This window comes from Nocardia sp. NPDC004278, from assembly GCF_053602975.1.
In genome coordinates, this window is sequence record NZ_JBSGEQ010000002.1 from 313,924 (window position 1) to 327,969 (window position 14,046).

At 64.9% G+C, this 14,046-nt stretch carries 10 protein-coding genes and 1 pseudogene; 6 read left to right on the forward strand and 5 right to left on the reverse strand.

Features of this window, described 5'->3' with window-relative positions; all coding sequences use genetic code 11:
• Positions 1–6 precede the first annotated feature (6 nt).
• The 3 genes from ACWEO2_RS04170 to ACWEO2_RS04180 all read right to left on the reverse strand — a co-directional run bounded on the left by ACWEO2_RS04170 (position 7) and on the right by ACWEO2_RS04180 (position 3,449).
• On the reverse strand, positions 7–2,289 hold the full coding sequence (locus ACWEO2_RS04170; RefSeq protein WP_452404154.1) for a molybdopterin-dependent oxidoreductase: 2,283 nt from the start codon (positions 2,287–2,289) through the stop codon (positions 7–9).
• A 436-nt stretch (positions 2,290–2,725) separates the two neighbouring features.
• On the reverse strand, positions 2,726–2,902 hold the full coding sequence (locus tag ACWEO2_RS04175) for a hypothetical protein (protein WP_452404002.1): 177 nt from the start codon (positions 2,900–2,902) through the stop codon (positions 2,726–2,728).
• A gap of 217 nt (positions 2,903–3,119) precedes the next feature.
• Complete coding sequence (locus ACWEO2_RS04180) at positions 3,120–3,449, reverse strand: rhodanese-like domain-containing protein (protein ID WP_452404003.1); 330 nt, start codon at positions 3,447–3,449, stop codon at positions 3,120–3,122.
• Positions 3,450–3,539: 90 nt separating this feature from the next.
• Between ACWEO2_RS04180 and ACWEO2_RS04185 the strand changes: the two genes are divergently transcribed.
• The 3 genes from ACWEO2_RS04185 to ACWEO2_RS04195 all read left to right on the forward strand — a co-directional run bounded on the left by ACWEO2_RS04185 (position 3,540) and on the right by ACWEO2_RS04195 (position 7,762).
• A complete protein-coding gene (locus ACWEO2_RS04185; protein WP_452404004.1) occupies positions 3,540–4,019 on the forward strand; it encodes a MarR family winged helix-turn-helix transcriptional regulator in 480 nt (159 codons plus the stop codon).
• A 538-nt stretch (positions 4,020–4,557) separates the two neighbouring features.
• Positions 4,558–6,825, forward strand: coding sequence for an MMPL family transporter (locus ACWEO2_RS04190; RefSeq protein ID WP_452404005.1), 2,268 nt, complete (start codon positions 4,558–4,560; stop codon positions 6,823–6,825).
• Between the two features lie 136 nt (positions 6,826–6,961).
• Positions 6,962–7,762, forward strand: a complete 801-nt coding sequence (locus ACWEO2_RS04195; RefSeq protein WP_452404006.1) for a class I SAM-dependent methyltransferase — start codon at positions 6,962–6,964, stop codon at positions 7,760–7,762.
• A 25-nt stretch (positions 7,763–7,787) separates the two neighbouring features.
• Here ACWEO2_RS04195 and ACWEO2_RS04200 read toward each other — a convergent pair whose 3' ends face one another.
• Positions 7,788–8,498, reverse strand: coding sequence for an SDR family NAD(P)-dependent oxidoreductase (locus ACWEO2_RS04200; protein WP_452404007.1), 711 nt, complete (start codon positions 8,496–8,498; stop codon positions 7,788–7,790).
• Positions 8,499–9,657: 1,159 nt separating this feature from the next.
• Here ACWEO2_RS04200 and ACWEO2_RS04205 point away from each other — a divergent pair.
• Positions 9,658–10,980: a family 1 glycosylhydrolase gene (locus ACWEO2_RS04205; protein WP_452404008.1), complete on the forward strand. Its 1,323-nt coding sequence runs from the start codon at positions 9,658–9,660 to the stop codon at positions 10,978–10,980.
• Between the two features lie 37 nt (positions 10,981–11,017).
• Positions 11,018–11,131 (forward strand): annotated as a pseudogene (locus ACWEO2_RS04210) (4Fe-4S ferredoxin); the annotation flags it as partial.
• Positions 11,132–11,142: 11 nt separating this feature from the next.
• Here the strand turns inward: ACWEO2_RS04210 and ACWEO2_RS04215 are convergent.
• Entirely contained in the window at positions 11,143–11,841 is a 699-nt protein-coding gene (locus tag ACWEO2_RS04215) for a TetR/AcrR family transcriptional regulator (protein WP_452404009.1), read from the reverse strand.
• Positions 11,842–12,251: 410 nt separating this feature from the next.
• Between ACWEO2_RS04215 and ACWEO2_RS04220 the strand changes: the two genes are divergently transcribed.
• A complete protein-coding gene (locus tag ACWEO2_RS04220; RefSeq protein WP_452404010.1) occupies positions 12,252–13,979 on the forward strand; it encodes a GMC oxidoreductase in 1,728 nt (575 codons plus the stop codon).
• Positions 13,980–14,046 lie beyond the last annotated feature (67 nt).

Sequence of the window (14,046 nt, forward strand, 5' to 3'; positions counted from 1 at the left end):
GTTGGGCTACTGGACAATCGCGGGTGGGTGATCGACGGCCAACTCCGGCAGCGGGCCACGGTAGGGTTCGATCTCGACCAGGGCCAGCTGCCCGGAACACCCCTGACTGAGAGTGGACGCGGGCCGGTCCGCGGTCAGCACATTCGGGTTGCCGTGACGGCAGAACGTGGGGTCGGCCGGATCCGGGTCGTACCAGGCGCCGGTGGACAACTGCGCGACCTGCGGCCGGACCGCGTCGTCGACGACCAGACCGGCCAGACAACTCCCCCGGTCATTGAAGATCCGCACGATATCCCCATCCCGGAGCCCCCGTGCCGCGGCATCGTCGGGATGCAACCGCACCGGTTCCCGCCCGGCGATCTTCACCGACCGACTGTGCGCGCCGATATCGAGTTGACTGTGCAGTTTGGTCCGCGGCTGATTCGCGACCAGTTGCAGCGGGAACCGCACCGCAGCGGTAGCGCCGAGCCATTCCTCGGGCTCGAGCCAGACGGGATGTCCGGGGCAATCGGCGTATCCGAAACCATCGATCGTCGCCGAGAAGATCTCGATCCGGCCGCTGGGCGTGGTCAGCGGGAAACGGTGCGGATCGGCGCGGAAATCGGAGAGCAGCACCGGCTCCGGATCCGGCACCGGAAGTGCCAGCGACTCGCTGTCCCAGAACTCGTCGAAATCCGGCACCGCCGGATCCGTGGTCCCGGCGCGCCATTCCTCGTACAGATGCCGCAACCATTCCTCGACGGTGCGCCCCTCGGTGAATTCCTTACCGACACCGATACGCTCGGCCAACTCGCCGAAAATCGCGTAGTCATCGCGGGACGAACCGTGCGGTCGGGTCAGCGCCTTCATCGGAAAGAAGTCGCGGTCGTTCTGCCCGGCGCCGTAGTCGTCGCGTTCGATGCTCATGGTCGCCGGGAGCACGAAATCGGCGTGACGTGCGGTGGCGGTCCAGAACGCATCGTGCACGACCACCGTCTCCGGCCGCGTGAACGCCGTGTGCAGCCGGGCCAGATCCTGGTGGTGGTGAAAGGGATTCCCGCCGCACCAGTACACCAACTTGATATCCGGGTAGACCAACCGCGCGCCGTTGTAATCGAACGGCTGTCCCGGACTCAGCAGCATATCGGCGATTCTGGCGACCGGAATGAACGTTGCCACACCATTGCTACCTTGTTGAAGCCGCGGCACCATGCCAGCTCGCGGCGGTTCGCCGACATGCGCGCTCGACCCGTAGCCGTGCCCGAATCCACCACCGGGCAGCCCGATCTGGCCGAGCATCGCCGCCAACACCACCCCGAGCCACAGCGGCTGAACACCGCGCTCGGCGCGCTGCAGCGACCAGCTGACATTGATCATGGTGCGCGCCGCGGCCATCTCGTGTGCCAGCGTCCGGATCCGCTCGGCCGATATCCCGGTGATCGACTGCGCCCACCCCGGATCCTTCACCACGCCATCGGTTTCGCCGCGCACATACCCGACGAACCGCTCGTACCCGACGGTATACCGGTCCAGAAACTCCTTGTCCGCCAACCCATCCGCATCCAGCACCTGCGCCAGCGCCAGCATCAGCGCGGTATCGCTGCCCGGCCGCGGCGCGATCCACTCGGCCTCGGCCTCGGCCGGAATGTCATCGCGCAGTGGGCTGATCGAGACGAACCGGCAGCCGCGCGCCCGCGCCGCACCGATCCAGGTCTTGGTGTTGTGCCTTGACACACCACCCGGTGACACCGCGGAGTTCTTCGGTGACAAACCGCCGAACGCCACTACCAACTCCGCGTGCTCGACCAGCACACTCTTCGCGGTCGCGTGCCCCAACATCAACTCGGCCGAGCCGATCACATGCGGCAACAACACCTCCGAGGTACCGAGGCTGTAGCTGTTGACATGCCGCACATAGCCGCCGAGGCAGTTCAGGAACCGATGCACCTGACTCTGTGCGTGATGAAACCGCCCCGCACTCGCCCACCCGTAGGATCCGCCGTACACCGACTCCGCACCGTGTTCGCGATACACCCGGCTCAATTCACCCGACAGCAGCTCGAACGCCTTATCCCAGGACACCGGTACAAACGACTCATCGCCGCGCCCCGCCGCCCCCGGGCCGCGCTCCAACCACCCCTGCCGGACATACGGTTGGTCGATCCGCGTCGGATGATGCTGTGCCGACGCCACATTCTCGATCAACGCCATCGGCTCCGGATCCCCGCGCCACGGCCGCACCGAGGTCAACCGCTCCCCATCGCTCTCGGCCTCGAACACTCCCCAATGCGTCAGATGCGTGGTCATCATCCCACCGTAGCCCGCCCCACCGACAATGCTCACCGCTTTATGAACGCCAGCGGCGGGCCGCCAACCATGGATTCCGAGCTGGCGCTCGCTCGGCTGGCGGGGTTCCGGTGGTGCCCGAGTCACACCAGGATCTCGAACGTGCTGGTCGTCGACAGGACCCATGTCCGGCCGACTGCGGCCGGTCGTCGGTGACGCAGTATTGCGGCGCGGTCGTCCGAGGCAGCGATTCTGTGGACAGTCGCCGTCGGGTAGACGCCCCGGTGCGAGGCGACCGGACGAAGGAAAGCGCTGGGCCCCTGACCAATTCGGCGATTACGAGCCCAGCACAACCCTCGGCGCGGACCCAGCTGCGCGGTGCGCGCGCTCGATGTTCACCTCGACGAGCTGCGGGCTGCGAACTCCTGCAGGTCGGCGACTGCTTGCCTGCTCGGCAACCTCAGATGCAGATGCTGAAGCTGAAGAAGCCCAGCGGGATGTTGAAACACAACGCCACCGAACCACCCACCTGATCGGCGGTCGGCGCGGGTGCTTCCGGTGCGGCCGACGCTACGGGAACGGCGACGGAGAGAGCGATGGCGATCGCAGCGAACGCCGAAGCAATTCTTGTGGTCATTTCAACGTCTCCCTGGCTACTCGACGATGATGAGACCCCCGACCAGAAATAGTTACTCTCGAAATCATCCGCCGATCCCTGGGCGACCACAAGCCCGCATCGACTCGTCGAACATGCGTCGGCGTAGCCCGAGCGCCACTGACGGACCGCGTCGACGGCGCTACCGGCCCTGATGCACGGTCGGGCGGTGCGCCGCCCGACCGCGGCCTACCCCGACTCAGGACTCCGATTCGACCGGCAGACCCGCCTCGGTCCAGTCCTGGATGCCCGCGCGATAGGCGCGGACGTTCGTGTAGCCGAGCGCGCGCAGTTTCACGGCGACGACCTCGCTGTTCTGGCAGGCGCTATTGGAGCAGTAGGTGACGATCGGCGCGTGCTGGTCCGGAAGCAGCTGGGCGGCCCGGGATTCCACATCGGCTTCCACCAGGGTGAGCGCACCGGGCAGGTGCGCCTTCTCGTAATAGCCCGCACCGAGGGTGTCGAGGACCGTTACCGAACCGGCCTCGATCGCGGCCGCCAACTCTGCACGGGCGATGACTGTGGTCATGGGATTCCTTCCTAATGGCGCACGAAATTTTATGTGCGTGCGCACGCTATTATAAATGTGCGGGTGCACGCAAGTGGTTAGAATCGGTCCGTGACGCAATCGGAGAAGCAGCACCACGCGGCCAGCAGCGCGTGGTCGGCCCTGCTGCGGGTGCATGCGAGCCTGGTCCCGCGCCTGGACGCCGAGCTGCGCCGAGACTTCGGACTCCCGCTCGCGTGGTACGACGTACTGCTGGAACTCGACGGCGTCGAGCCGCTGCGCATGACCGACCTCGGCGAACGCGTCGTACTCAGCCGCACCCGGGTCAGCAGGCTCGTCACCGAACTGGCGGCCGCGGGTCTGGTTGCGCGTGAAGCAAATCCGGACGACGGCCGATCCGCATTCGTCGCCATCACCGATGCGGGGCGCGAGCGCCTGCATGCGGCAACACCCAGCTACCTCGCGAGCATCCAAGAATGCTTCGCCGACAAGCTCGACCCGGACGAATTGCATACGCTCGCTGCGACTCTCGGCAAGATCCTGGGCCCGACCGATATCGCGCTCACGCCGCGGCACCCGCGCAGTTCATAGGCCGCAACGCTGCACAGCGTGTAATTGGCTTGGTGGACAATCCGATCCGGTCGATGCTGCGGTCAGGCCGCCTAGGCGCGGTATCGGCCGGGCGCGTTTATATCCGCCCAGCCCCGCCAACCCCAGATAGCTCCTGCCGTATCGCCCCCATGGGTCCAGGGGGCGTCGAAGGTAGTCGAATGGTGGTCATCCAGGCTGGATTCGACCGCCGGATGACTACGCTCGACGAGCAGCCGACGTGAGTAGCGCAGCAATCTATTTGGACGGGGCACTTGGGTTACTTTGTTGCCTGTTGCGCCATTGGTGCCGCAACCCCCCCGATCCATCGGGGTCATTCGATGCACCTTCGCAGTCAACGCAATTCAGGTCATACCGGCACATTCGCGGCATCATTTCTGAAACAATCCCACTTCACATTGGCCTGTACCTTTGATTACAGGCACATCGAGCGTGCACCCCGGAAAGGATGCAGCCCCTTGGCGATCGGCGCGGCAGAGCGAGCAGCACAACAATCTTCCCCGCGGCAAGGAGCCCGCTGATGTTCACGCGCTGGGGGGATCTCGTATACCGGCTGCGCTTCGCCGTCATCGGGATCGTGGTGGGCGCGCTACTGGCACTCGGCGGATACGGCTTCGGCCTGGACGACCATCTCAGCTCCGGCGGCCTGGACGACCCCACTTCGGAATCCGCGCAGGCCGCACGCCTCGCCGACGCCGCCTTCGGACGCAATCACGACTTCGACGTCGTCGTGCTCTACACCGCACCGGACGGCAAGACGGTCGACGATCCGGAATTCAGCCAGCCGATCATCGACAACCTCAATAGCCTGCCGCACAAGTATCCCGACGAGATCACCGGCATCAACGCCTCCTATTGGCGCGTCGAGAACGCCAAGATCAGCGGCGCAAAGGCGGCAACCGAGGACAAGAAGCGGGCCGTGGCCGCCATCGCCATCGCGGGCGACAACGACACCGACTCCGTGCGCAACTTCCGAAAGGTCAAGGACGCCTTCGCCATACCCGGTATCGACGTGCAGGTCAGCGGGCTGCAAGCGGTGGCGGGCACACTCAACGACACCATGGCCGACGACGTCCACCGCATGGAAGTCCTCGCCATCCCCGCCGTCGCGGTCCTGCTCTTCTTCATCTTCGGCGGCCTCGTCGCCGCCGCACTGCCGCTGATGGTCGGCGGGCTCACCGTGATCGGCGCATCGGGCATCATCATGTTCCTGACGCGCTTCACCGAAGTGAATTCATTTGTCTCATCGGTGCTCTCGATGATCGGTCTGGGCCTGGCGATCGACTATGGGCTGTTCATCGTCAGCCGATTCCGCGAGGAGTTGGCCGCGGGCTACAACACCCGCTTGGCGGTGCGCCGCACCGTCATGACCGCGGGCCGCACCGTCGTGTTCTCCGCGACCATGATCATCGCGAGCCTCGGCGGCATGCTGCTGTTCCCCCAGGGCTTTCTCAAATCAATGGCCTACGGCGCCATCGCCACGGTCCTGCTTGCCGCCCTCACTGCCATCACTATCCTGCCCGCGAGCCTGGCCATCCTCGGACCGCGCGTGGATATGCTGGGGTTCAAGCGAATCCGACGAACCAGGACCGCCGAACAGGTCGAGGACGGTCTGTGGGGCAAGACCACTCGCTGGGTGATGCAGCGCCCACTGACCGTCGCAATTCCGCTGGTCATTGTGCTGTTCCTACTGATCATCCCGGTCAAAGACCTCATCTTCGGTGGTTTCAGCGAACGATATCTGCCACCGGACAACCCGACTCGCGTCGCACAGCAACAGATCGACACCTACTTCCCGCAGCGCAGATCCGACCCCATCGAACTGGTCTTCGTCGCCGATACCAGCGCTCCGGTCGGCGATGCCTGGCGCGCCGCCGGGCATGCGCCAGGCCTGGCGAGTCCATTCGAAATGCCGTCCAAATCCCTGACCCAGGACAACGTCTACCGCACCAAGGCCACACTGGTGAACTCCAATGAGGCGGGCGAAACCATCGAATACCTGCGCTCGATGGAATTACCCGAGGGCGTCACCATGCTCGTCGGCGGCATCCCGGCGATGCAGAAGGACAGCATCGATGCACTGCTCTACCGGATTCCGGTGATGATCGCCCTCGTACTGCTGGTGACGACGCTGCTGATGTTCCTCACCTTCGGATCGCTCGTCCTACCGATCAAGGCCGCGCTCATGAGCGCACTGGGCCTCGGCTCCACCCTCGGCATCCTCACCTGGATCTTCGTCGACGGACACGCCGCGGGGCTATTGAACTTCACGCCACAGCCGATCCAGTCCAATGTGCTCGTACTGATCATCGCGATCATCTACGGCCTGTCCACCGACTACGAGGTCTTCCTACTCTCCCGCATGGTCGAAGCCAGGGCCAAGGGCGCAACCACCACCGATGCGGTGCACACCGGCACCGCGCACACCGGACGCATCATCACCGCCGCCGCACTCATCCTGCTGGTGGTCACCGGTGCGTTCGCATTCTCCGATCTGGTGATGATGCAGTACATCGCCTACGGCATGATCGCCGCGTTGTTCATCGACGCGACCGTACTGCGCATGCTGCTCGTGCCCGCCGTCATGAAACTGCTCGGCGACGACTGCTGGTGGGCACCGGCCTGGATGAAACGTCTCCAGGAGAAAATCGGACTCGGCGAACCTATTCTGGACAACGAACGCCCGGGCACCGAGGACATGCGTCACCTGGTCGGGGCCACATCGATCACCGACACCCTCCCACCGAAGCTTCCGGCCGCCACCGCAGGACGGTCGGAGGGTTCCTAGCAGAACCGACTGCACCGCGAAAGGGACGCCACGCGCCGCCTCGGGAGGTACGCTCACCGCCGGAAAGCCCGCGGACCCGATCGCCGGACCTGGCGACCTGGTCAACCACCGGCCATTGGACCGAAGGACGACCGCGATGTGCAGCTACCGCCTCGATGCCGAATACGCCGATCCGACACCGCTGAAGGTGCGCATCGACACGCATGAGCGCTACTCCGAACGGCCCGACGAGCCGGCCGCCGCCGTCCTGGCCGCACTAGCGCTCACCGGCACCGAACAGCTAGCCGATATCGGCTGCGGAGACGCGCGTTTTCTCGCCCAGCTCGCCGCCAGCGGTCACCAGGGTCCCCTCGTCGGCATCGACACCTCCCCCGCGATGGTCGCCGCGGCCGATGCGATACCCGGGGTACGCGGGGTGTTCGGCAGTGCGGAGCGTATCCCGTTCGATGACAACAGTTTCGATGTGGTCACCGCGCGCCACATGCTCTATCACGTGCCCGATCCGACCGCCGCGCTCAGGGAGTTCCGGCGCACCACCAAATCCGGCGGATCGGTCAGCGTGGTCGTCAATCATCCCGGAACCTACCCGTACACTAGCGAACTCGTGGCCGCGCATGCCACGACCTACGGCGCGGGCTCCGCGGTCACCATGACCGTTGACTCCGATACGTTGCCGGAGATGATGTCCCAGGTCTTCGGCGATGTCCGGATCCACCGGTCCGACAACGCTCTCGTCTTCGATACGCCCGAACCGCTGGTGCGGTTCGCCGAGGCGCTGTTCACGTTGTACGGCGTGACACCGAACCACCCACGGCGGCAGGCCATCCTCACCGATCTGCGTGAGGACGTCGAGGACTGGTTCACCCATCACCCGGGACACACGTGGCGCGATCCGAAGGGCTACATAGTCGCAACGGCCGTGGTCGAGCCGGAATAGTCGCGACGCGGCAGCCGGTTTCGCATCACCAGGGCAGTTCGCCTTCGGCATCGAAGTAGCCGCCGGTGGGGCCGTCAGGCCCGATCTGCGCCATGCGCACAATGATCTCGGCGCCCTCTTCGACGGTCTGGATGCCGGTGTTCACATTCAGATCGGTCTTCGTGAAGCCCGGCTCCACCGCATTGATCCGCATGTTCGGGAATGCCTTCGCGTACTGGACAGTGATCATGTTGACCGCCGTCTTCGACGCGGGATAGGCCACCCCGGGGTAGGCGTACGCCGGGGTGCCCGCGGCGGCGACTCTGGTCAGTGAGGCCAGACCGCTGCTGACGTTCACCACGACCGCGGTGGTGGAACGCTGGAGCAGCGGAAGGAATGCGTGTAGGACGCGCACCGTGCCGAAGACGTTCGTGTCGAATGTCTTTCGCATCAAGTCGGCCGTCACGTCCGCGGCGCCGACCACTTCATGGCTCTCACTCATCTCTGCCTGGATGCCCGCGTTGTTTATCAGCACATCCAGCCCACCCTCGGCGGCTATGGTCTCGACCGCGGCCGCCACGGACGTGTCATCGGTGATGTCGAGCTGAACCACCCGCGCGCCCAACTGCTCGGCGGCCTGGCGACCGCGTTCGATGTCCCGGCTGCCGATGTAGACGGTGTGGCCCGCGGCAACGAGTCGGCGGGCGGTCTCGAAGCCGAGACCTTTGTTCGCTCCGGTGATCAATGTTGCTGTCATGCCTTCACGCTAGGTTTTAGAGCGCGCTCGAAGTCAAGGCTCTCCCCTCTGGGCTGTTGGTGATTATTTGAGTCCTGCGCGAGTGTCGGGAGGTGATTCGTGGTGATCGGTTCGGTGGAGATTACATGCGAAGATGCGCATATCTACCTACCATAATATTTTCGAATCCAAATTCGATGGGCCTTGTCCACCCAGCACCCATATGTCGGATACGAATCCCGTTGGCCCGCTCCCTCTTCGGATAGTCGCCCCTCGCGACCACGCACGCTCCCCCGCCTGCTCCAGAAGTCCCCCACTACATCCACTCCCCCGACACGGGGGTCCCAGACTGGTGAGATCGCGTATTCAACTGTCGCGGGTTGTCGATGCAGCCGGCGGGTGACCGGAACCGGGGCGCGGTGACGTAGCGGATCCAGGCGGCTCGGAGCTTGGTTCTGGCGGTAGCCGAGCGTCGGCGACGACCGGGCGGGCAGCGACGACGGGCATGAAGCTTGTCCTCGCATCCGCGGCGCGAGCACCGGTAGTCGGTGGCGAAAGCGGCGCAGTCGGTGCGGATCGGCTCGACGCCCCTGGCTCAGTAGGGGCCAATGGCGAAGAAAACCGCATTCGGTCTGCGGAATTCGAACGGCAGTTCGTCATCCAACCAGTCCTGCTCGACGCCGCCATCGAGATGTCCGACGCCCTCACCCACGATCACACGCCATGTCAGTGGCTGCAGTTTTGCGATCACCCGACAGGGAAGGCTTCCAAGCACCCGGGTCCGGTGGAATTCGTAACGCACGGCCGTGAGATTACCGAACATCCGCTCGTTTCCTGACCGTCCATACGTGCGCGATCGTGGCAGGTGCGGCAGACATATCCGTCGGGCCATAGGCCCGCAGCGCAGCGGATCCGGCCGCAGCGAACGCAAGTGGTTTGGTAGGCCGCGCGCACGGCTCGGGCAGGATGCGCGCCCAATGCATACCCAGCGAATCAACCTTCACCCGACGCAAGGCCATATCCGTTGCCTTCTCGGCGATTACTACCGGCCCCCAACACATTCCGCGTGTAGATGCCTCGCGAAGGTCGACCGACCAGTTACCCTCGTCGCGTGGTCCCGCCCCGACCCGGCGCGCGCCGGAGGTCCATGAGCCCCGTCACATCAGGAAGCAGGAGTTCGATGCGATCACAGAGTCGTCGCCATATCTTGGCCACCCTGGCGGCCACCACTGCCACGCTCATTGTCGGCGGGACAGCGCCCGCGATGGCGAGCCCGGCCCCGCCCACACAGGTGCAGCCACTCGGCGCAGATTTTCTCTGGGGCGTTGCCGCTTCGGGCTACCAGTCCGAAGGTTATGCGCCCGATAGCAATTGGTCCCGGTATGTGGCCGAAGACAAGACGACCGATCCGTACCTCGAGTCGGTCGACTTCTTCCACCGCTACCGATCCGATATCGACCTGGCCGCGAAGCTCGGCGTCAAGGTCTACCGGATCGGCATCGAGTGGGCGCGGGTGCAACCCCGACCTGGTGCATGGGATGAGGCGGGACTTCGCTTCTACGACAATGTGATCGCCGCGATCACCGCTGCTGGCATGCGGCCGATGCTCACCATTGACCACTGGGTCTACCCGGGCTGGGAGGCCGATCGCGGCGGGTGGTCGAATCCGAATATCGTCGCGGATTGGCTCGCCAACGCCCGCACCGTCGTCGATCGGTACGCCGCGAACAACCCGCTGTGGGTCACGTTCAACGAACCCGCCGCCTACATCATGAACGAGTCCACGCACGGCGGCCTCGACGCCATCGCCATCCCGGCGATGCAGGACCGAATCGCCCAGGCGCACAACGCCATCTACGACTACATCCACGCCGTACAGCCCGGCGCGATGGTCACCAGCAACGTGGCCTACATTCCGGCGGGCGAGGATGTGGTCAATGGTCCGCTCATCGACAAGATCGCCGCGAAGCTCGACTACATCGGCATCGACTACTACTACGGCGCCTCCCCCGGCACCGTCACCCAGCTGAGCCTCAGCGAACTCTGGCAGAACCCACTCGAGCCCGAGGGCATTTACTATGCCCTGCAACACTATTCACGCAAGTTCCCGGGTCGCCCGCTCTACATTGTCGAAAACGGCATGCCCACTGAGGACGGCGCACCGCGCACCGACGGTTACACCCGCACGGACGACCTCCGCGATACCGTCTACTGGCTGCAGCGCGCGAAGGCCGATGGCATGAACCTGATCGGCTACAACTACTGGAGTCTCACCGACAACTACGAATGGGGTTCCTACACACCACGTTTCGGCCTGTACACCGTCGACGTCCGGACCGACCCCACACTCACCCGCAAACCCACCGATACCGTCCCCGCCTACACCGATATCACCCACAATGGCGGCGTCGCCCCGGACTACCGCCCCACTCGCGACCCCAAACTCTGTTCCTTCGTCGACGCCGCCGCCAGCTGCACCGACCCGGTCACGGTGCCCCGCTAGCCGGAGCATCGCCACCGAAGTTCGCAGCCCCATCCAGATCGGCCGCTACCGCGAAAAACTCGGCTGGGGCAAGGGGCGAACAGCAGGCGCAGCGGTCGCCGTCGGCCCCCGCCTCCCGCACGGCGCGCCGCCGCCGCGCCTCATCACCTGAACGCGACGCGGTCAGCCGTGGTAACCGAGTTGTTCGAGCAGGCCGTCCAGTTGGAGCTCGAACAGTTCGGCGCGATCGGCAAAGCTATCGGTGCCGTACTGGTCGAAGACGTCGAAGCTCACGGCACCGAAGAGTCCGGTCCACATGGTGATGCCGCGGATGATGAGCCAGTCCGGGACGTCGTGGCCGAAGACGGCTCTGATGATCGCGAAATTGCCTGCGAGCGCTGATGATATCGGCCGCTCCCGTGCCGGAGCGGTGAGCAGACCCGCGTGGTAGGCGCGGGCGAATAAGTTCTGCATGGTGGTGATCACCCGGGTGCCGGGGACGGTGGTCTGTTCCGCCGGGGCGTCGTAGCCCGGGACCGGTGTGCCGAACAACAGCCCATAGCGGGCGGGTTCGGCCAGCGCCCAGGCACGCACGGTGCGGCCGACGATGCGCAGCCCCTCGATCGGATCGTCGGGGGCATCGGCCAGCGCCGCGTCCACCGCGTCACCGAGTGCGTTGTAGCCATCGATCACGAGCAGAGTCAGCAGCTCATCGCGGCTCCGCACGTAGCGATAGACCGCTGAGGAGACGACACCGAGATCGCGGGCGACGGCGCGAAGTGACAATGCGGCCGCGCCATCGGTGGCCAGATGTTCGCGTCCGATCCGGACGATATCGTTCATGGTCTGGGCCCTGGCACGGGCCCGCGGTGTCGTCGCCATACGCATCACCATGCGCGCCAGTGAGAGCAATGTCAACTAATGCGAGCACCGCTCTTTACCTCGGGGTGCGGTGGCAGCATGCTCGCCTCCCCCGCACTGCCGATTTCGGCAAGCCCGGGGTTCCGGACCCAGCTGCTGCGCACCCGCGAGGCGCATGCTGTCGCGACCGTGTGCGCTGCCACATCGGACTTCCTCGACCCATTTCGAGATGAGCTACCAGGTCACTCGCCCGTTCGTACTGGACTCCACCGCCAGCGAACAGCGCCTCGGCCCGCACCCGACACCCATCGACCAGGCCATCGCGGTCACCGTCGCTTGGTGAAATCCCAGCTCTGAACCCTCGAGCGAGGCTTAGCTACTCGGTAGTAGTGTTACCGGTGTCACTGGCGACACAGATCGAGGAGCACCACATGGACCACCGGGCGACGGATTTCGACGTACTCGTCGTCGGTTCAGGATTCGGCGGCAGCGTTACGGCACTGCGGCTGACCGAGAAGGGCTACCGGGTCGGGGTGCTCGAGGCGGGTCGTCGCTATTCCGATGACGAGCTCCCTGAAACCAGCTGGGACCTACGCAAATTCCTCTGGGCACCCAAGCTCGGCTGCTACGGCATCCAGCGCATCCACCCGCTGCGCAATGTACTGATCCTCGGCGGCGCCGGTGTCGGCGGCGGTTCACTCAACTACGCGAATACCCTCTACATGCCGCCGGAGCCGTTCTTCCAGGACCAGCAGTGGCGCGATATCACCGACTGGCGCGCGGAACTCACCCCGTACTACGAGCGCGCGAGGAAGATGCTCGGCGTGGTGCAGAACCCGCATCTGACACCCGCGGACGAGGTGTTCAAGAAGGTCGCCGATGATATGGGCGTCGGCGACACCTTCGTACAGACTCCGGTCGGTGTCTTCTTCGGCGAACCGGGAAAAACGGTGGCGGATCCGTACTTCGGCGGCGTCGGACCCGACCGCACCGGCTGCCTCGAATGCGGTGAATGTATGACCGGTTGCCGTCACGGCGCGAAAAACACCCTGGTCAAGAACTACCTGTACCTCGCGGAAAAGGCTGGCGCACAGGTGATCCCGATGACGACGGTGACCTCGCTCCGCCCACTGCCCGATGGCACCTGGGACGTCTCGACCGAACGCACCGGCGCGTGGGTGCGCAAGCGCCCGCACACCTACACCGCGGGCCAGGTCGTACTCGCCGCGGGCACCCTCGGCACTCAGAAGCTGTTGCACGCCATGCGCGATAGGGGCGTACTCCCCGAATTGTCCAACCGGCTGGGCGAACTCACCCGCACCAACTCCGAATCCATTGTGGGCGCTGCCACCCGCAAGGTGAATCCGGATGTCGACTTCACCCGAGGCGTCGCGATCACCTCATCGATCCACCCGACCGCCGACACCCATATCGAACCCGTTCGCTACGGCAAGGGCTCGAATGCGATGGGGCTGTTGCAGACCCTCATGGTCGATGGCGGCGGTAGAACACCGCGCTGGCTGCGCTTCCTCGGGCAGGTCGTGCGAAACCCGTTCACCCTCATCACTTTCCTGAGCGTGCAGAACTGGAGCGAACGCACCATCATTTCCCTGGTGATGCAGCACCTCGACAACTCCATCACCACCTACACCAAGCGCACTCTCTTCGGCCGCAAACTCACCAGCAAACAGGGCCACGGTGAACCGAATCCGACCTGGATTCCGGCGGGCAACGAGGTGACCCGCAGGGTCGCCGACGAAATCGGCGGTGTCGCAGGCGGCAGCTGGGGCGAAGTCTTCAATATCCCCCTTACCGCCCATTTCCTCGGCGGCGCCCCCATCGGCGCGGACCGCAACTCCGGCGTAATCGACGCCTACCACAGAGTTTTCGGCTACCCCACGCTCAGCGTCGTCGACGGTGCCGCCGTCTCCGCGAACCTCGGCGTCAATCCGTCACTGACGATTACCGCCCAAGCCGAACGCTCCGCCGCCTACTGGCCCAACAAGGGCGAACAAGATCACCGCCCCCCACAAGACGTCACCTACCACCAGATCCCCCCCATCGCCCCCAACAACCCAGTCGTACCCGCAGACGCACCAACCGCCCTCACCCTCCCAATCGTCGAAATCCGCACCAAAACCAACCCCGCCGCCAGCTGACAGCGCCCCCTGACCGTCGACCACTCGACGTACACTCCAAACCTCGAGCCACCGTTGGCAATAGCAC

Coding starts and splice junctions, on each gene's coding strand:
- ACWEO2_RS04180 (WP_452404003.1), bottom strand. CDS start 3,449: ATGACCACAGTCATCGCCCGTGCAGAGTTGGCGGCCGCGATCGAGGCC.
- ACWEO2_RS04215 (WP_452404009.1), bottom strand. CDS start 11,841: ATGGCGACGACACCGCGGGCCCGTGCCAGGGCCCAGACCATGAACGAT.
- ACWEO2_RS04205 (WP_452404008.1), top strand. CDS start 9,658: ATGCGATCACAGAGTCGTCGCCATATCTTGGCCACCCTGGCGGCCACC.
- ACWEO2_RS04195 (WP_452404006.1), top strand. CDS start 6,962: ATGTGCAGCTACCGCCTCGATGCCGAATACGCCGATCCGACACCGCTG.
- ACWEO2_RS04170 (WP_452404154.1), bottom strand. CDS start 2,289: ATGATGACCACGCATCTGACGCATTGGGGAGTGTTCGAGGCCGAGAGC.
- ACWEO2_RS04200 (WP_452404007.1), bottom strand. CDS start 8,498: ATGACAGCAACATTGATCACCGGAGCGAACAAAGGTCTCGGCTTCGAG.
- ACWEO2_RS04220 (WP_452404010.1), top strand. CDS start 12,252: ATGGACCACCGGGCGACGGATTTCGACGTACTCGTCGTCGGTTCAGGA.
- ACWEO2_RS04175 (WP_452404002.1), bottom strand. CDS start 2,902: ATGACCACAAGAATTGCTTCGGCGTTCGCTGCGATCGCCATCGCTCTC.
- ACWEO2_RS04190 (WP_452404005.1), top strand. CDS start 4,558: ATGTTCACGCGCTGGGGGGATCTCGTATACCGGCTGCGCTTCGCCGTC.